This is a genomic window from Enterobacter sp. I4 (genome assembly GCF_022669095.1).
Classification (GTDB): Bacteria; Pseudomonadota; Gammaproteobacteria; order Enterobacterales; family Enterobacteriaceae; genus Enterobacter; species Enterobacter pasteurii.
In genome coordinates this window covers 1-17,242 of sequence record NZ_JALBUO010000001.1, presented here as the reverse complement: position 1 = coordinate 17,242, position 17,242 = coordinate 1, and the positions used below count along the sequence as shown (strand labels likewise).

Here is a 17,242-nt window from a genome sequence, read left to right as displayed (position 1 = left end):
CATGTTACGCCAGCAATAACTGTGGCGTCAACACGCAACGAAACGCTGAAGGGCATTAATTGACCTTCAACGTATAAGGCTAGCAGATTATTACAAAATAGTGATATTTTTCTGAAAGTTACACACTTTCCAGCTTAGCATAGGCCGCTACCAGCCATTTGATCCCCTGCCCCTGGAACGCGACCTGCAAACGGCTGTGCTCGCCGCTGCCTTCCAGGTTCACGATGGTTCCTTCACCAAACTTCGAATGGCGAACGCGCTGGCCCAGCTTGTAGCCGGTGTCGGTTTCAGAGATTGGCGACCCCATACGCTGATGGCTGACCGGACGGCTGATGCTGGCGCGCAGACGCACCTCTTCCACGCACTCTTCCGGCAGCTCGCCGATAAAGCGCGACGGACGGTGATACACCTCTTTCCCGTACAGACGGCGGGTTTCGGCGTAGGTCAGCGTCAGTTTCTGCATCGCACGGGTCACGCCCACGTAGGCCAGACGACGCTCCTCTTCCAGCCGTCCGCCCTCATCCAGCGACATCTGGCTCGGGAACATGCCTTCTTCCATCCCGACGATAAACACCTGCGGGAACTCCAGACCTTTCGCGGAGTGCAGGGTCATCAGCTGAACCGCATCCTGCCAGGTATCGGCCTGCCCTTCACCCGCCTCAAGCGCGGCGTGAGAGAGGAATGCCTGCAACGGCATCAGGTCTTCATCTTCTTCGTTGTAGCTGAACTGGCGCGTTGCCGTCACCAGTTCCTCTAAGTTCTCAATACGGGTCTGGCCCTTCTCGCCTTTTTCCTGCTCGTACATGGTGCGCAGGCCGGAGTCTTTGATTACCCGGTCAGTCTGCACGTGCAGCGGCATGTCGGCAGTTTCCTGCGCCAGCGCGTCAATTAGCTCCAGGAAGCGCTGCAGCGCGCTCGCGGCGCGCCCGGCGAGGGCTTTTTCCTGTAACAGCTCGCGGCACGCCTGCCAGAGCGTAAGCTGGCGATCGCGCGAGGCCTGGCGCACCACGTCCAGCGTACGGTCACCGATGCCGCGCGTCGGCGTGTTTACCACGCGCTCAAACGCCGCATCGTCGTTACGGTTGGCAATCAGGCGCAGATACGAAAGGGCATCTTTGATTTCCTGACGTTCGAAGAAGCGCATGCCGCCATAAATACGGTACGGCATGCTCACCTGTAACAGCGCCTCTTCCAGCACGCGCGACTGGGCGTTGCTGCGATAGAGAATGGCACACTGCTCCAGCGCGCCGCCGTTGTCCTGCCAGGTTTTGATGCGGTTCACCACGAAGCGCGCTTCGTCGAGCTCGTTGAAGGCGCAGTAAATCGAAATAGGTTCGCCGTCGACGCCGTCGGTCCACAGCTTTTTACCCAGACGCCCGTTATTGTTTTCAATCAGGGCGTTGGCCGCGCTCAGAATGTTGCTGGTTGAACGATAGTTCTGCTCCAGTCGGATGGTTTGCGCGCCGGGGAAATCGTTGAGGAAGCGCTGGATGTTCTCTACCTGCGCCCCGCGCCAGCCGTAGATAGACTGGTCATCATCCCCTACGATCATCACCTTGCCGGTATCCCCCGCCAGCAGGCGGATCCAGGCGTACTGGATGTTGTTGGTATCCTGGAATTCGTCCACCAGGATGTTGGTGAAGCGCTCGCGGTAATGTTGCAGGATATGCGGCTTATTCAGCCACAGCTCGTGGGCGCGCAGCAGCAGCTCGGCAAAATCGACCAGGCCGGCGCGGTCGCACGCTTCCTGATAGGCCTTGTACACGTTCTGCCAGGTCTGCTCGACCGGATTGCCGAAGCTCTGAATGTGGTGCGGGCGCAGCCCCTCGTCTTTCTGACCGTTGATGTACCACATCGCCTGACGCGGCGGCCACTGCTTCTCGTCGAGGTTCATCGCCTTAATCAGGCGTTTAAGCAGGCGAAGCTGGTCTTCACTGTCGAGGATCTGGAAATCCTGCGGCAGGTTGGCGTCCATGTGGTGCGCGCGCAGCAGACGGTGCGCCAGGCCGTGGAAGGTGCCAACCCACATGCCGCCCTGGCTGGTGCCCATCAGCTGTGCGATACGGTGGCGCATCTCTGCTGCCGCCTTGTTGGTAAACGTCACCGCCATGATGGAGTACGGCGAACAGTTCTCCACGCTCTGGAGCCAGGCGATACGGTGAACCAGCACGCGCGTCTTACCACTGCCCGCTCCAGCCAGTACCAGCAGGTTTGTACGCGAGGCGGCAACCGCGTCACGCTGTTTGTCATTAAGGCTGTCGAGCAGGTAAGAAACGTCCATTGGCACCGTCACGTCATGTCGGGCAGGCGAATGTTTCCACTCGCCAAAACCCTGTTAATTTATACAGAACAATTGATGATTATATCAGCGTCGTGAGGGATGCCAACCGTGAAATTTCCACGTGCGGCAGAAGACGGCTGTCGGAAGTGGTCATCAGGTCGGCGTTTTCCGGCTTGATCCAGCAGGCCTGCATGCCGCAGCGGATCGCCCCGGCAACGTCCGTGGTCAGGTCATCGCCCACGTGCAGAATTTCACCGAGCGGCAAGCCCAGCTTTTCCGCCGCCAGATGATACATATCGTTGAACGGCTTCGAGCGTCCGTGCGGGCCCGCGCGCAGCACGAACTGAAAATAATTCCCCAGGCCAAACAGTTCTGGCTGGGCATTGCCGTTTGTTATTGCCACCAGCGGCCATTTCGCGGCCAGTTTAGCCAGCGTGTCGTGGGTTTCCTGGGGCACGTCGATGCGGCTACGCCATCTGGCGAAGTTTTCCATGGCCGCTTCGGCACCCACGGCCGCTTCCTGCGCGCTCAGGCCCGCGTTGAGCATTGCCTGCTCAACCGCACGACGACGCCATTCGGTTACGTCGTGGTAAATCTCCGGTTCGGTTTCCCGCAGGGACTGGCGCAGCAGCTGGAAGTCTTTGTTCTGCATCGCTTTCAGCGCAGGATGATAGTTCTGCACAAACGCCAGCGACTCCTGCTCGGTGCGCACGATCACCGGGCGGTTGTCGTAAAGGGTGTCATCAAGATCAAACGTCAGGGCTGAGATCTGGCCGAGTGGGCGGTAAAAACGCATTATTTCCCCCGTTTGGCGCGTGGATGCGCCGCGTCATACACCGAGGCAAGGTGTTGGAAGTCTAAGTGGGTATAGATTTGAGTGGTCGACAGATTCGCGTGACCAAGAAGTTCCTGCACGCCGCGCAGGTCGCCGCTCGATTCCAGCATGTGCGTCGCAAAGGAGTGGCGCAGCTTGTGCGGGTGAACGTGGCTGTTCAGCCCCTGTTTGATCCCCCACTCCGCAAAGCGCTTCTGCACGTTACGCGCCGAGATCCGCTTGCCGAGCTTCGATAAGAACAGCGCATCGTCTTCCGCGCCAAACAGCCCGCGCAGATCCAGCCAGTGCTCGATCCACGAGACGGCGTTGCGGCCAATCGGCAGGCGGCGCTCTTTGCTGCCCTTGCCCATTACCCAAACTTCACCCGTTTCCAGATCGAGGTGTTTTATGTCGAGATTGACCAGCTCTGACAGACGCAGCCCGGCCCCGTACATCACTTCCAGCATCGCGCGGTCGCGCACGGCCAGCGGATCGTTAAGATCGATATCCAGCAGGCGGTTTACGTCGTCAACGTCGATATTTTTAGGCAGATGGCGCGGAGCCTTTGGCGTGGCAATACCCTTTGCCGGGTTGGCTTTCAGGCTGCCCTGGCTGACCAGCCAGTCGAAGAAGCTGCGCAGCGCAGAGAGCCGGAGCGCCAGGCTCGCCGGGCTTAAGTTTTTTTTACGGCTACGCACGACGAAGCCGCGTACCATCGCGGCGTCGCACTGCTGCCAGCTTTTAAGGCCGATGTCGCCGGCAATCTGCATGATGGCTTCAAGCTGGCGCCGATAGTTCAGCAGCGTGACGGGGCTGAGCTGACGTTCCACGCTCAGGTAACGCAGAAAGCGCGTGACGTCAGCGGCGAGGAGATCGTCCATCATACGCGCTCGATCCAGCGCTCCAGCAGCTCGGGCAGCATCAGTGCTACCTCCTGCAACAGCTGCGTGCCTTGCCCCTGCTCATAGTGATGCGCGTCGCGGCTGGTAAATAACATCACCCCCAGATCGCCGTCGCGCCCCATCAGCGACATCGCCACCGAGCCGATGGCTTTAGCTTCAGGCAGCACCACCAGCAGCTCTGGCCCGTTCAGCGGCCCCAGATAATGGTGCTCGTGGCCCAGACGCTGAATGCGCAGCGGCTCAAACGCCTGACGGCTCAGCGCCAGGTGGGTAAAACCGGACGGCGCGCCAATACGCCAGCGGTCAGGGAACAGGCGGATAGTTGCGCCTGCCAGCCCCAGCTCGCGCGCCCAGCGGTGGAAGCGGTTGAGGAACTCTTCGAGGCTATGCGCAGAAGCCAGGCGCGCCTGCAGGTGCAGAAGGCGGTAGAACAGGCTTTCGTTAGTGCTGGCCTGCTCCATCAGCAGCGTCATGTTCTCTTCGAGCTGGCTGATGTGGTTGCGCGAGCGCGCCATGTGCCATTCGACCAGCGACACGGTCTCGCGAACCGGATGCGGCACGCGCATCCGTTCGACGACGCGTGCATTGCGGATAAAAAACTCAGGATTGTTCAGCAGGTAATCCACAACAGTGCTGTCGTCCAGCTCCGTTACGGGTTCCTGCAGTTCTTCCCCTGGTTGCTTCATAGATGGATAAACCCGTCATAAACATGTGTCGCCGGGCCAGTCATGTACAGTGGATGACCCGGTCCTTTCCAGGCGATATCAAGCCGCCCGCCTGGCAATTCCACGCGAACCTCTTCCGCCAGTAACCCCTGGGAGATACCAACAGCCACGGCCGCACAGGCACCGCTTCCGCAGGCCTGGGTTTCACCCGCGCCGCGCTCGTAAACCCGCAGGCGAATGTGTTCACGCTTCACCACCTGCATGAAGCCGATGTTCGCCCGCTCAGGGAAGCGTTCATGGCCTTCCAGCACCGGGCCAAGCGTTTCAACCGCGGCGGTGGCAACATCATCCACCTGAATTACGCAGTGCGGGTTACCCATCGAGACGACGCCGCACAATACTGTCTGCTCGGCGGCACGCATGATATAGGTCTTTTCCGCTTTGTTGGCGCGAAACGGCACGGCAGACGGTTCGAAGTTCGGCTCGCCCATGTTCACGCGCACCAGCTCGTCGTCAGTGACGCTGAGCACCATCCGGCCATTGGCCGTGCTGACGCGGATATCGCGCTTGTTGGTCAGCCCTTTCAGGCGAACAAAGCGGGCAAAACAGCGCGCGCCGTTGCCGCACTGGGAGACTTCACTGCCGTCGGCGTTAAAAATGCGATAGTGGAAGTCCAGGTCAGGATCGTAAGGAGGTTCCACCACCAGCAGCTGATCAAACCCCACCCCCACGTGTCGATCCGCCAGACGACGGATCAGCTCCGGGGAGAAAAAAACATTCTGCGTTACCGCGTCGACGACCATAAAATCGTTGCCAAGGCCATGCATCTTAGAGAACTGCATCATTTGCTCCATTGCGCGGGTACAGAACGTAATCGTCAGAGATTGACCTGAGTCGGGCCACCGTTGTTGCCGCGATCGTTAGTATTCGGCGTTGATGACTCGATACCACTTTGCACCGGTTTCGTCGGCGGTGGTGCGTTTTTATCCTCTGGCGGGAAGTACAGTGGCCCTTTCAGTCCACAGCCGGTCAGGCTAAACAGAGTGACAAGAACGGCAAGCGTTCGAAAAACGTTTTTCATGTAGAGGTTGCCCGTAAGTTCAAATCTGTTTCTATCATCGCAGGAGAAGACACAAAAGCAAGAGTTTGCCGCTTTCCTGCAACGGGAATTATTTAGCGTTATACTGCCGCCATCACGAAAAACAGGAACAACACCATGAACGACAGTGAATTTCATCGCCTCGCCGACACCCTGTGGATGACCATCGAAGAGCGTCTGGACGACTGGGACGGCGACAGCGATATCGATTGTGAAATCAACGGCGGGATCCTGACCCTGAGTTTTGAAAACGGCAGTAAAATCATTATTAACCGCCAGGAGCCGCTTCACCAGGTATGGCTGGCGGCCAAACAGGGCGGCTATCACTTTGATCTGAAAGGTGACGAGTGGATTTGCGACCGCAGCGGCGAAACGTTCTGGGATCTGCTGGAGCAGGCAGCGACGGCGCAGGCGGGCGAGGACGTGAGTTTCAGGTAGTTTTTTGCTGCCCGGTGGCGGCTATGCACCGGGCCTGCAACGGCTCGAACCGCAGGACGGGTAAGCGCAAGCGCCACCCGGCTAAAAGACTCAGGAGAAATACTGCTGCAACAGCGGTGCGGTATCCTGATTAGCAGGCACGGCGGGCGTAATCGCCTGCGTACGGAACGGGATAACCTGCGCGCGCCCGTCGACGTTCACAATCTGGTAGAACTGCGGCAGGTTGAAGTTGATGAAGCTTGAGCCGTAGGTGAAGCGGTCGTGCGAGGACGAATAGAAGCGGCTGACGTCGCGCACCAGCTCCTCTTTGCTGCCTTCACAGTGGTGATACACCTCGGCGCGGTTGGTTTCATCCAGGATGTAGATGTTAAACCCGGCGTTGTCGCCCGACTCTTCGAAGAAGAACTGAATAATCCCTTCACTCGCAAAGCCGTCCACCACCTGCGGCAGCTTGACGTGGTTGGTTTCCACCTGAACGGACAAGCCATGCAGCTTGTTGTGCGAAATCGCGCCGTAGAACTCAATGGCGTTTTCCAGCTTCTGCACCGACACGTTCAGACGTTCAAAGAACAGGCCCCAGGTCTGACCGGAGACGCGCAGCGCTTTGAAACGCCCGGTTTCCTGACGGGTGCTGGAGAGGCGCAGCTCGATGCACTCTGAAACCAGCTGCTGTACGCGGGTACGAATCAGGCCGCGCAGGTGCTGGCTGTAGCAGAACACTTCCACGCTGTCCGGCGGCGCGGCGTCCTGATGCATCTTGCCGAGGATGGTTTTCAGCGCTTCGATCATCGCCTGCTCGCCGTTGAAGTGCAGGGTACGCACTTCGTTCCACGAGTTGCGGTACAGCAGATCCACGCTACCCACCAGGCAGTTTTGCTGCTCGCCGAAGCTAAAGACGTCCAGCTTGCGGAAGTCGAAATGGACCACCTGATTGCGGAAGGCCGCCGTCGGGTCATATTCCAGGTTGACGATGATCGCCAGGTGGCGAATCTCGCATGGGCTATAGAGCGCTTTCGGCGTTGGCGCCGGCAGGCGCAGCGGGAAGTGGTGGGAGACATCCGCCACCATCTCCTGCAATTTGGCTAAATCGACCACCTCGTTGCCTTTGATAAACAGGCGGGTGCGCGAGGTCAGCAGGCCGTTAAACCAGGCCCAGGCCACCAGCTTGTTCAGGTAGCGGTTATACTCCAGCGGCTGATGGCTGATGATCGAGTCCATGCTTGGCGCACGGTTGTACAGATACCATCCGGTGCGGTTAGCGCGGCCCGGCGGCACGTAGATAAAGGTCAGATTCGGCTCAGACAGGTCAGGCGAAATCTGCGGGTTCACCAGGGTAACTTTGCCCGGCAGCGCTTCAAACGCGGCGTACAGCTTACGGGTCAACACCCCGATATCCTGCGGGCTGGCGGAAACGCTCAGGTTGTTTCGGCGAGCAAAGCGGATCAGGTTACGGTAGCTCTGCATCATCGCATCGAGCAATTCGTTGTGCGCTTCACGCACCTGATCGATCTTCCAGTTGGCGCGGTTGTCGAGCATAGAGAGACGCTCTTCGTCCCATCCCCACTCTTTTACCAGCTGGCTCACCACTTCACGACGCCAGCCAACGCAGGCGCGCTCGCGGCTCAGTTTTTCACAGACTTTGAGGTAGAAACACCGGCGCACCAGGTCAAGACGCGTGGTGTCATCAATGGCCGTCAGGTATTCGGTAACGCGTTCCAGCATCATGCAGTAGGCATCAAGCCCGTAGGAGACAATCTCTCCGTCGTGCAGACGCTGCTTGATATCTTTCGCCAGCAGGCGCGGCGTTGGGTATTCCCAGGAATAGGCTTCCAGCAGCAGGGTTTTCAGCACCGCTTTGTACGGCGAATCAATACTTTTATAGAGCTGCCAGAGGCTTGCGCCAAAGTACTCTTCGGCGGACAGGGAGCTAAGGCCGCCCAGATCCAGCCACTCGTTTGGCGTCAGGACGCCCTGCGAGTAGAGCGACATAACGTAGTCGTCGTAATGCTCTTCTTCATCGCACGGCACCATATTCCACAGAATACGCTTCCCGGCCAGACGAACGGCAGTACGGTAAAATTCATCCAGCAGCAGGATGTGCTGAGTCGAGCCGCAGTCTTCACCACCCAGACTGCCGCTTTCATTATGGCGGAAACGGTTTTCATCAATGAGGAAGAAGCTCACTTCCACGCCGAGCGACGCCGCCCAGCTCTCCAGCAGGCTGCATTTACGCTGCAGCAGCTGGCGCTCTTCGTTATCGAGCCATGACTGATGGCAGACCCAAATATCCAGGTCAGACGAACAGCTTTGCCCAACCGAGGACGTACTGCCCATGGAGTAAACCCCGGTGATCGGCAGCTCACCTTTCGGCGAGACCTGCGGCGGCATGCCGCGGTAAAGTTCAAGTTCAGTCAGGTAATGCTGTTGGGTTTCATCAGGCGTGAAGAGGCAAATGCCCTGGGGAACGTTACCATCGAGGTAACCCGGCATTAGCGGATGGTGATAGTGCAACAATGTCGGCAGTAGACTGTATACCTGCTGGAAAGCAGGGCCCATGGCAGCAAGCGCGCGATCGACACGCAGTTGGTTGATGGCATCCAGTCTCTGTTTCAGAGTCTCAATATAGAGGTACAAGACGTATCGCCTGATGTTTCCGGGTGTCGCACGCCAGTCAAAACAGAAAAAGCAGCGGACCCGCAGTATTTCAAAAAGATAACCGTTACCCTTCTTTCGCCTTTTGCTTTTCTGGTGGTACAGACGAAAAAATGGTCTAAAACGTGATCAATTTAACACCTTGCCGGTTGACCGTAAAGAAAGATGCGCTACATACAAGTGTAGCACCGTTCTGCACGTGTAAATTCCTGAATACGGCTGTGGCTGACGAGAACGCCGCCCGTCCCTCTCACTCTTCATCAACCGTAAAACTGCCATCCGAGTGTCAACAATGTTAGGATGGTTAGCGATTGATAATGACGGTAACAAGCATGTTAGACAATGTTTTGAGAATTGCCACACGCCAAAGTCCTCTTGCGCTCTGGCAGGCACATTATGTTAAGCAGCGCCTGGAAGCCTGCCACACCGGATTACGCGTTGAGCTGGTGCCTATGGTTACGCGTGGCGATGTCATTCTTGATACGCCGCTGGCCAAGGTCGGTGGGAAGGGCCTGTTTGTCAAAGAGCTGGAACTGGCATTGCTTGAGAACCGCGCCGATATCGCCGTGCATTCGATGAAGGATGTGCCCGTTGAGTTCCCGGAAGGGCTGGGGCTGGTGACCATCTGCGAGCGCGAGGATCCGCGTGATGCGTTTGTCTCCAATCGCTACGATTCGCTTGACGCGTTGCCGGCAGGCAGCGTGGTCGGCACGTCAAGCTTACGCCGCCAGTGTCAGCTGGCTGAACGTCGCCCTGACCTGGTGATTCGTTCGCTGCGGGGTAACGTCGGCACGCGCCTTGGCAAGCTGAATAACGGCGACTACGATGCCATTATCCTTGCGGTTGCAGGTCTGAAACGCCTGGGGCTGGAGTCGCGCATTCGCGTGGCGCTGCCGCCCGAGCTGTCGCTGCCCGCCGTCGGTCAGGGTGCCGTCGGCATTGAGTGCCGTCTGGACGATGCGCGCACTCAGGAACTGCTCGCGCCGCTGAATCATGACGACACCGCCGTTCGCGTAAAAGCCGAGCGCGCAATGAATACTCGCCTTGAAGGTGGCTGCCAGGTGCCAATTGGCAGCTATGCTGAATTAACTGAGGGTGAACTGTGGCTGCGTGCGCTGGTCGGCGCGCCGGACGGTTCACGGATGGTGCGCGGTGAACGCCGCGGCACGCCGCAGGATGCCGAGCAGCTTGGCGTGTCGCTGGCGGAAGAACTGCTGAATAACGGCGCACGTGAAATTCTGGCCGAGGTCTATAACGGAGAGCCCCCTGCATGAGTATTCTTGTCACCCGCCCTTCTCCCGCAGGAGAGCAGTTAGTGAGCCGTCTGCGCACACTGGGGCAGGTGGCCTGGAGTTTTCCGCTGATTGAATTCTCCCCCGGTCGCGAGCTGTCCACGCTCACGAACCAGATGAATATCCTCCGCGAAGGAGATCTGCTCTTTGCCCTGTCGCAGCATGCCGTGGAGTTTGCCCATGCGCAGCTGCAACAGCAGGCCGTTAACTGGCCCCAGGCCCCGCACTATTTCGCCATCGGGCGCACCACCGCGCTGGCCTTACATACCGCCAGCGGAATAGATGTTCGTTACCCGTTAGATCGGGAAATCAGCGAAGTCTTGCTACAATTACCTGAATTACAAACTATTGCCGGAAAGCGCGCGCTCATTTTGCGCGGCAACGGTGGCCGCGAGCTGCTGGGCGAAACGCTGCGGGAACGCGGTGCGGACGTGACGTTTGTTGAGTGCTATCAGCGTTGTGCAAAACACTATGATGGTGCGGAAGAGGCGATGCGCTGGCAGGCGCGCGGAATTAATACGCTGGTCGTCACCAGCGGTGAAATGTTACAACAGCTTTGGTCGCTGATACCGCTCTGGTATCGCGAAAACTGGTTACTCCGCTGTCGGCTTCTGGTCGTCAGCGAGCGTCTGGCGAACCACGCCCGGGAACTGGGCTGGCAGGATATTCGGATCGCTGATAACGCCGACAACGATGCGCTGCTGCGCGCATTACAATAACTCTCAAATGGGAAGCCATAATGACGGAACACGAAAAATCCTCCGCCGTGGTTGAAGAGACCAGGGAGACTGTGGACACCACGTCACAGCCAGAGACGACAGACAAAACCGTTGAGAAGAAAAACGGCAGCAACAAAACCAGCCTTACGCTGAGCGTTATTGCCATCGCGATTGCGCTGGCCGCAGGCGTGGGTCTTTACGGGCTGGTGAAAAAACAGGGCACGAACCAGACGGCCACCAGCGACGCGCTGGTGAACCAAATCACGGCCCTGCAAAAAGCGCAGGAGACGCAAAAGGCCGAGCTGGAAGGCGTGATTAAGCAGCAGGCCGCCGCCCTCGCCGACGCGAACAGCAAGCGTGAAGCGTTGACCAAACAGCTGAGCGAAGTGCAGGAAAAAGTCGCCACGATTTCCGGGACCGATGCCAAAACCTGGCTGCTCTCGCAGGCCGATTTTCTGGTGAAGCTGGCCGGACGTAAGCTCTGGAGCGATCAGGATGTCACCACCGCCGCCGCGCTGCTGAAAAGCGCCGACGCAAGCCTGGCCGACATGAACGATCCAAGCCTGATCGGCGCGCGTCGCGCCATTACGGAAGATATCGCCAGCCTGTCGGCGGTGTCTCAGGTCGATTACGACGGCATCATTCTTAAGGTGAATCAGCTCTCAAACCAGATTGATAACCTTCAGCTTGCCGATAATAACGACGACGACTCCCCGATGGATTCCGACGGTACCGAGCTGTCCAGCTCCCTGAGCGAGTGGCGTATTAACCTGCAAAAAAGCTGGCAGAACTTTATGGACAGCTTTATTACCATTCGCCGCCGCGACGAAACTGCCGTGCCGCTGTTAGCGCCGAACCAGGACGTCTATCTGCGCGAAAACATTCGCTCTCGCCTGCTGGTGGCGGCTCAGGCCGTACCGCGTCATCAGGAAGAGACTTACAAACAGGCGCTGGATAACGTATCAACCTGGGTTCGTGCTTATTACGATACCAATGACGCCACCACTACCGCGTTCCTTGAGGATATCGACAAGCTAAGCCAGCAAAATATCACCATGAACGTGCCGGACAGGCTGGAAAGCCAGCCGATTCTTGAGAAGATCATGCAGACGCGCGTGCGTAACCTGCTGGCCCAGCCGGGCGTTCCGGCGGAGCGCCCGGCTGAAACCCCTGCCGCCGCGCCAGCGCCTGAAAGCGCGCCGCAAGGAGAGTAATGATGCTAAAAGTATTCTTGCTCTTCATCCTGCTTATCGCCGGGATCGTGCTGGGGCCAATGCTCGCCGGGCACCAGGGCTATGTGCTGATCCAGACCGATAACTACAATATTGAAACCAGCGTTACCGGGCTTGTGATTATCCTCATCCTGGGCGTTGTCGTGCTGCTGGCGGTGGAATGGATCCTGCGCCGTATTTTCCGCACCGGGGCCCATACCCGCGGCTGGTTCGTTGGTCGTAAGCGCCGTCGCGCCCGTAAACAGACCGAGCAGGCGCTGCTGAAGCTGGCCGAGGGCGACTATCAGCAGGTTGAAAAGCTGATGTCGAAAAATGCCGACCACGCCGAACAGCCGGTGGTGAACTACCTGCTGGCGGCGGAAGCGGCACAGCAGCGCGGCGATGAAGCGCGCGCGAATCAGCATCTTGAGCGTGCGTCTGAGCTCTCTACTAAGGATCCTATTCCGGTTGAGATCACCCGCGTACGCCTGCAGCTGGCGCGGAATGAGAACCATGCGGCGCGTCACGGCGTCGATCGCCTGCTGGAAATTACCCCCCGCCATCCGGAAGTGCTGCGTCTAGCCGAACAGGCGTACATTCGCACCGGTGCCTGGGGCTCGCTGCTGGACATTATCCCTTCCATGGCGAAAGCCGACGTGGGCGATGACGAACATCGTGATGAGCTTCAGCGTCTGGCCTGGATTGGCCTGATGGATCAGGCGCGTGCCGATCTCGGCAGCGACGGGCTGAAAACCTGGTGGAAAAACCAGAGCCGCAAAACGCGCCAGCAGGTTCCATTGCAGGTAGCGATGGCGGAACATCTGATCGAGTGTGACGACCACGACACCGCGCAGGAGATCCTCCTCGACGGCCTGAAGCGCCAGTATGACGATCGCCTGGTGATGGTGATCCCGCGCCTGAAGACCAATAATCCTGAGCAGATCGAAAAAGTGCTGCGCCAGCAGATTAAAACCGTCGGCGACCGTCCGCTGCTGTGGAGCACGCTGGGCCAGTCCCTGATGAAGCACGGCGAATGGCAGGAGGCGAGCCTCGCCTTCCGCGCGGCGCTGAAACAGCGCCCGGACGCGTTTGATTACGCCTGGCTTGCCGATTCGCTGGACAAGCAGCACAAGCCGGAAGAGGCCGCCGCCATGCGACGCGATGGGCTTTTGCTAACGCTACAGAACAACGGAACGCAGCAGTAATTATCAAGGAGGCCAGACGGCCTCCTTTTTTTACGCATAAAAAAACGCCTGCTATAAAAGCAGGCGTTAAAACAGGTCTGTAAGACAACATATTTGGTGCTTCACTCAACGTTATGCCCATGGTGTCTGATGAGGCCGAAGCGACATCTGTCAGTGGACGATAAGCACCGTAAACGGCTCTGCGTCATTCCTGAGTATATGAGGCACTAAGGCGAACATACGAGATGGAATGAGCATCTACATGTATATTATTGCACGTAATGTGCCAGGTTTACACGCAGAACTTTTACATCGCGCAACATTTTAAGATTAAAGGAAATTATGCTGTTAAGCGCCGTCTGAAGCCGCACAACGTAGCGCCGCAGGCGGTAATTTGTCGCCATCAGGAGACAGCCAGAGCGATAAAATTAAAAAGCTTTTAATATTAACAGGTTAAATGTCGCTGAATCGCGACAATGAAAAAGGGTGCTGTCGGGGAAGGACTACAGGATGTAAAAGCGCAGAAAACAAAAAACCCCGCCGAAGCGGGGTTCAAAATTGGTCGGCGAGAGAGGATTCGAACCTCCGACCCACTGGTCCCAAACCAGTTGCGCTACCAAGCTGCGCTACTCGCCGATGTACTGCTTTTTTGAATTTTTAGTTCAATTCATTAAAAAGTCGTGGTGCGAGGGGGGGGACTTGAACCCCCACGTCCGTAAGAACACTAACACCTGAAGCTAGCGCGTCTACCAATTCCGCCACCTTCGCAATTCACAACTCTTTCAATAATGGGGTGGCTAATGGGATTCGAACCCACGACAACTGGAATCACAATCCAGGGCTCTACCAACTGAGCTATAGCCACCACTGTATTCTTTCACGCGGTTCTGACTACTTCTCAGACCACCGCAGCTCTAGCGCCGGGACTAAAATGGCGCGCCCGACAGGATTCGAACCTGAGACCTCTGCCTCCGGAGGGCAGCGCTCTATCCAGCTGAGCTACGGGCGCTTAGCGCCGTTGCGGGGCTGGATATTACGTACCTCCGTCCCCGCTGTCTAGTGCTTTTTTGAAAAAAATGCGCGTTTGGTTATGGTTTGCACATTTTGCCGCTTATTCCTCCACTTCCTGGGCGGAGCCACGGCGGCCCAGGCCAAAAAGCTTATAGGCAGCCGTCACGGCGGCCAGGAAGATCATCCCGACAAACAGCGACATGCGGGTATCTTCATTAAAGTACATTCCAATTAATACGCAAATCAGGAACGCCATCGTTAAATAGTTCGCATACGGGAACAGAATGGAGCGGAACGGATGGCTGGCAATCGCCTGTTTGTGCGCCTGACGAAAACGCAGCTGGCTAATCAGAATAACAAACCACGGTACCATTCCCGGCAGCACGCTGGCGCTATAAACATACACGAATACGCGCTGCGGATTCGGGATGATGTAGTTCAGGCAAGAGCCAATCAGCAGGATCACAATCGACACCGCCACGCCCGCCACGGGGACCCCCACGCGGGAGACTTTGCCCATCGCTGCCGGCAGCTGTTTGTTCTGCGAGAGCGCGTAAAGCATGCGTCCGCAGCTGTACATCCCGCTGTTACAGCCCGAGAGCGCCGCCGTCAGCACCACAAAGTTGATAATGGCGGCTGCCGCCGTGATGCCAATCTTAGCGAAGGTTAAGACAAACGGGCTGCCGGTAGTGCCGATCTCGTTCCAGGGGAATATGGTGACGATAACGAAGATCGCACCCACGTAGAAAATCAGGATACGCCACAGCACCTTGCCAACCGCGCTACGCAGCGTGACCTGTGGGTTTTTCGCTTCACCCGCGGTAATGCCGATCAGCTCAACGCCCTGATAGGATGCCACCACGATACAGAGCGCCGTCAGGAAGCCCTTCCAGCCGCCCGCAAAGAAGCCGCCGTGCTCTGTCAGGTTACCAAAACCGATGGCGTGCCCGCCGTTACCGAAGCCAAAGAAGATGACGCCGAGGCCCACGACAATCATTACGATGATAGTGGTGACTTTGATCATCGCAAACCAGAACTCGATTTCGCCGTAAAGACGAACGGCGGCAAGGTTCGCCAGCGCTACCAGCCCTACGGCGATTAGCGCGGGTATCCACTGGGCCATCTCCGGGAACCAGAACTGCACGTAGACCCCGATGGCGGTGATCTCTGAAATGCCGACGGCCATCCACATAAACCAGTACGACCAGGCCGTGAGATAGCCGAAAAACGGGCTCATATAACGGTGGGCGTAAACGGCGAAAGAGCCCGTCACCGGCTCCAGGAAAAGCATTTCGCCCATGGAGCGCATGATGAAGAAGACGAACAGCCCGGCAATGATATAGGCCAGCAGGACGGAAGGGCCCGCCCACTTCAGCGTGCTTGCCGAGCCCATAAACAGGCCAACGCCGATTGTTCCGCCCAGCGCGATCAATTCAATATGTCGAGCTTCCAGCCCACGCTGAAGCTCCGGTTTTTTCTCTGCCATAAATCCTCGGTTGTGTTTGCTGTTTCCCGACTTACTGCCGGTTATTATTTTTGAGGGGTACTGAAATACGGAGCGAATGGTTTCTTAAATTCTGGCAAATGGCAAACAATGCATTAAAAAAATGAATGCATTGCGCATAAACTCAGCAGTTTTGCGGGAGGCATTGCAGCGCGAACAGCAGATCGCGCTGCCTTGTGGTTACATTTTTCCGGTGTAGTGCCAGGCGAGGTAGCGCAGCAGACGAATCTGCCGTTTGATACGCGTCGGCTGGGAAAGCAGGCGGTACAGCCACTCCAGCCCCAGGTTTTGCCAGACCTTTGGCGCACGCTTAACGTGGCCGGTAAAGACGTCGTAGGTGCCGCCAACGCCCATATAAAGCGCATCCGGGCTGACCAGACGGCAATCACGCATCAGGATCTCCTGGCGCGGTGATCCCATGGCAACGGTGACAATTTTCGCCCCGCTGTCGCGCACGCGCTCAAAGAGCGCCTGGCGGTCTTCCGGCCTGAAGTAGCCATCCTGGCTGCCCACGATGTTAACGTTCCACTGGCTGCGCAGCTTTTGTTCCGTCTGCGCCAGCACCTCGGGCTTACCGCCTATCAGAAACACCGGCGTGCCTTCAGCCCCTGCGCGCTCCATAAGCCGCTCCCAGAGATCGGCTCCCGCCACGCGAGAAACATTAGCGCCAGGAAACTTTTTCCGGATTGAACGCACCACGCTTATACCGTCTGCGTATTTGAACTCCGCGGCCTCAATCAGGCCTTTCACTTCCGCATTGTCCTCAACCGCCAGCATTTTTTCTGCGTTGATGGCCACCAGCGTGCCCGATTTCATCTGCCCGTCCGCGAACAGAAAATCCAGCGCATGTTGCATATCACGCCAGCCGATAAGCTGTAGCCCACGCAGCGCATAACGCGGTGCTGAAGTTGTATCCGTCATGATAATCCCTACTCAGACTTGCGGCAGCGTTGTGCTGCCCTGTGGCTCACGTCTGTGCACAAGCCCTGCACTTTCAAACAGCCAGTACAGGAGTTTTGCCAGCAGCAGACAGATGCCGAAAACGACCATAAAGAACACCACGCGTGAGACGAACGAATCTAGCCCCTCGCGCGCCAGAACGATCATATTGAAAATGGCACCGAAACAGAAACTGTGCAAAACAGCGGCTTTGTAGCGGTTGGTCTCTTCATTGCCCAGCGTGTACAGCCAGTCGAACCATTTTATTATCAGCCCTACCGCGATCGCGCCAGGCAGGATAAACCAGTTACCGCCCATCACTACCAGCGAGCCGATCAGGGTTGGCGAAATCGCCAGACCGGAATGGTTGTTCAGCACTTCCCAGGTGAAATAGTTCGCCGTGTTGAGGACAATACCGGGGCGATCGGGCCACAGCCACGACGGGATAAAGACGTAAAAATCGCGCGCAATCGGCGCCAGCCCCTGGAATTCGATCTTGTCGTAGTTTTGCAGCAGTAACGCCAGGTTTTC

General features: G+C 57.5%; 15 protein-coding genes and 4 tRNA genes. 5 read left to right on the top strand and 14 right to left on the bottom strand.

Going from position 1 to position 17,242, the window contains the following annotated elements:
* Positions 1–118: 118 nt before the first annotated feature.
* The 6 genes from uvrD to MOQ06_RS00070 all read right to left on the bottom strand — a co-directional run bounded on the left by uvrD (position 119) and on the right by MOQ06_RS00070 (position 5,743).
* Positions 119–2,281 carry a DNA helicase II gene (uvrD, locus tag MOQ06_RS00095; RefSeq protein WP_148421619.1) on the bottom strand — a complete coding sequence of 721 codons (2,163 nt, stop codon included), beginning with the start codon at positions 2,279–2,281 and terminating at the stop codon, positions 119–121.
* A 79-nt stretch (positions 2,282–2,360) separates the two neighbouring features.
* On the bottom strand, positions 2,361–3,077 hold the full coding sequence (gene yigB, locus MOQ06_RS00090) for a 5-amino-6-(5-phospho-D-ribitylamino)uracil phosphatase YigB (protein WP_148421621.1): 717 nt from the start codon (positions 3,075–3,077) through the stop codon (positions 2,361–2,363).
* Positions 3,077–3,979, bottom strand: a complete 903-nt coding sequence (gene xerC, locus MOQ06_RS00085; RefSeq protein WP_242169816.1) for a tyrosine recombinase XerC — start codon at positions 3,977–3,979, stop codon at positions 3,077–3,079. The genes yigB and xerC overlap by 1 nt, the downstream gene beginning before the upstream one ends.
* Complete coding sequence (locus MOQ06_RS00080; RefSeq protein WP_242169814.1) at positions 3,976–4,683, bottom strand: DUF484 domain-containing protein; 708 nt, start codon at positions 4,681–4,683, stop codon at positions 3,976–3,978. The genes xerC and MOQ06_RS00080 overlap by 4 nt, the downstream gene beginning before the upstream one ends.
* Positions 4,680–5,504: a diaminopimelate epimerase gene (gene dapF, locus MOQ06_RS00075; RefSeq protein WP_148421689.1), complete on the bottom strand. Its 825-nt coding sequence runs from the start codon at positions 5,502–5,504 to the stop codon at positions 4,680–4,682. Before dapF ends, MOQ06_RS00080 begins: the two co-directional genes overlap by 4 nt.
* Before the next feature lie 35 nt (positions 5,505–5,539).
* Positions 5,540–5,743, bottom strand: coding sequence for a lipoprotein (locus tag MOQ06_RS00070; RefSeq protein WP_148421627.1), 204 nt, complete (start codon positions 5,741–5,743; stop codon positions 5,540–5,542).
* Positions 5,744–5,878: 135 nt separating this feature from the next.
* Between MOQ06_RS00070 and cyaY the strand changes: the two genes are divergently transcribed.
* Positions 5,879–6,199 carry an iron donor protein CyaY gene (cyaY, locus tag MOQ06_RS00065; protein ID WP_148421629.1) on the top strand — a complete coding sequence of 107 codons (321 nt, stop codon included), beginning with the start codon at positions 5,879–5,881 and terminating at the stop codon, positions 6,197–6,199.
* A gap of 90 nt (positions 6,200–6,289) precedes the next feature.
* Here the strand turns inward: cyaY and cyaA are convergent, their stop codons facing one another.
* Positions 6,290–8,833: a class I adenylate cyclase gene (gene cyaA, locus MOQ06_RS00060; RefSeq protein ID WP_148421631.1), complete on the bottom strand. Its 2,544-nt coding sequence runs from the start codon at positions 8,831–8,833 to the stop codon at positions 6,290–6,292.
* 350 nt (positions 8,834–9,183) lie between these two features.
* On the opposite strand from cyaA, the gene hemC reads away from it, so the two are divergent.
* Genes hemC through hemY form a run of 4 tightly spaced genes read left to right on the top strand, consistent with a single transcriptional unit; the run spans position 9,184 to position 13,278 of the window.
* Entirely contained in the window at positions 9,184–10,125 is a 942-nt protein-coding gene (gene hemC / locus MOQ06_RS00055; RefSeq protein WP_242169809.1) for a hydroxymethylbilane synthase, read from the top strand.
* On the top strand, positions 10,122–10,862 hold the full coding sequence (gene hemD, locus MOQ06_RS00050; RefSeq protein WP_193355349.1) for a uroporphyrinogen-III synthase: 741 nt from the start codon (positions 10,122–10,124) through the stop codon (positions 10,860–10,862). The genes hemC and hemD overlap by 4 nt, the downstream gene beginning before the upstream one ends.
* 20 nt (positions 10,863–10,882) lie before the next feature.
* Entirely contained in the window at positions 10,883–12,076 is a 1,194-nt protein-coding gene (gene hemX, locus MOQ06_RS00045) for a uroporphyrinogen-III C-methyltransferase (RefSeq protein ID WP_176609012.1), read from the top strand.
* 2 nt (positions 12,077–12,078) lie between these two features.
* Positions 12,079–13,278, top strand: a complete 1,200-nt coding sequence (gene hemY, locus MOQ06_RS00040; protein ID WP_148421690.1) for a protoheme IX biogenesis protein HemY — start codon at positions 12,079–12,081, stop codon at positions 13,276–13,278.
* A gap of 538 nt (positions 13,279–13,816) precedes the next feature.
* On the opposite strand, the gene MOQ06_RS00035 is transcribed toward hemY, so the two are convergent.
* The 7 genes from MOQ06_RS00035 to MOQ06_RS00005 form a co-directional block, all read right to left on the bottom strand.
* Positions 13,817–13,893, bottom strand: a tRNA-Pro gene (locus MOQ06_RS00035).
* A gap of 45 nt (positions 13,894–13,938) precedes the next feature.
* Positions 13,939–14,025 (bottom strand) — tRNA-Leu (locus MOQ06_RS00030).
* A gap of 21 nt (positions 14,026–14,046) precedes the next feature.
* Positions 14,047–14,122, bottom strand: a tRNA-His gene (locus MOQ06_RS00025).
* Between the two features lie 67 nt (positions 14,123–14,189).
* Positions 14,190–14,266: transfer RNA gene (locus MOQ06_RS00020), tRNA-Arg, on the bottom strand.
* Positions 14,267–14,368: 102 nt separating this feature from the next.
* Positions 14,369–15,754: an amino acid permease gene (locus tag MOQ06_RS00015; RefSeq protein ID WP_242169805.1), complete on the bottom strand. Its 1,386-nt coding sequence runs from the start codon at positions 15,752–15,754 to the stop codon at positions 14,369–14,371.
* 198 nt (positions 15,755–15,952) lie between these two features.
* Positions 15,953–16,693 (bottom strand): lipopolysaccharide N-acetylmannosaminouronosyltransferase, encoded by a 741-nt coding sequence (gene wecG, locus MOQ06_RS00010; protein ID WP_148421641.1) that lies wholly within the window; start codon positions 16,691–16,693, stop codon positions 15,953–15,955.
* A gap of 12 nt (positions 16,694–16,705) precedes the next feature.
* On the bottom strand, positions 16,706–17,242 hold a 537-nt coding region (locus MOQ06_RS00005; protein WP_242169802.1), incomplete at its 5' end, for a WzyE family oligosaccharide polymerase.

Excerpts from the sequence above, each read along its gene's own strand:
- uvrD (WP_148421619.1), bottom strand. The coding sequence starts at position 2,281 with ATGGACGTTTCTTACCTGCTCGACAGCCTTAATGACAAACAGCGTGAC.
- yigB (WP_148421621.1), bottom strand. The coding sequence starts at position 3,077 with ATGCGTTTTTACCGCCCACTCGGCCAGATCTCAGCCCTGACGTTTGAT.
- xerC (WP_242169816.1), bottom strand. The coding sequence starts at position 3,979 with ATGATGGACGATCTCCTCGCCGCTGACGTCACGCGCTTTCTGCGTTAC.
- MOQ06_RS00080 (WP_242169814.1), bottom strand. The coding sequence starts at position 4,683 with ATGAAGCAACCAGGGGAAGAACTGCAGGAACCCGTAACGGAGCTGGAC.
- dapF (WP_148421689.1), bottom strand. The coding sequence starts at position 5,504 with ATGCAGTTCTCTAAGATGCATGGCCTTGGCAACGATTTTATGGTCGTC.
- MOQ06_RS00070 (WP_148421627.1), bottom strand. The coding sequence starts at position 5,743 with ATGAAAAACGTTTTTCGAACGCTTGCCGTTCTTGTCACTCTGTTTAGC.
- cyaY (WP_148421629.1), top strand. The coding sequence starts at position 5,879 with ATGAACGACAGTGAATTTCATCGCCTCGCCGACACCCTGTGGATGACC.
- hemC (WP_242169809.1), top strand. The coding sequence starts at position 9,184 with ATGTTAGACAATGTTTTGAGAATTGCCACACGCCAAAGTCCTCTTGCG.
- hemD (WP_193355349.1), top strand. The coding sequence starts at position 10,122 with ATGAGTATTCTTGTCACCCGCCCTTCTCCCGCAGGAGAGCAGTTAGTG.
- hemX (WP_176609012.1), top strand. The coding sequence starts at position 10,883 with ATGACGGAACACGAAAAATCCTCCGCCGTGGTTGAAGAGACCAGGGAG.
- hemY (WP_148421690.1), top strand. The coding sequence starts at position 12,079 with ATGCTAAAAGTATTCTTGCTCTTCATCCTGCTTATCGCCGGGATCGTG.
- MOQ06_RS00015 (WP_242169805.1), bottom strand. The coding sequence starts at position 15,754 with ATGGCAGAGAAAAAACCGGAGCTTCAGCGTGGGCTGGAAGCTCGACAT.
- wecG (WP_148421641.1), bottom strand. The coding sequence starts at position 16,693 with ATGACGGATACAACTTCAGCACCGCGTTATGCGCTGCGTGGGCTACAG.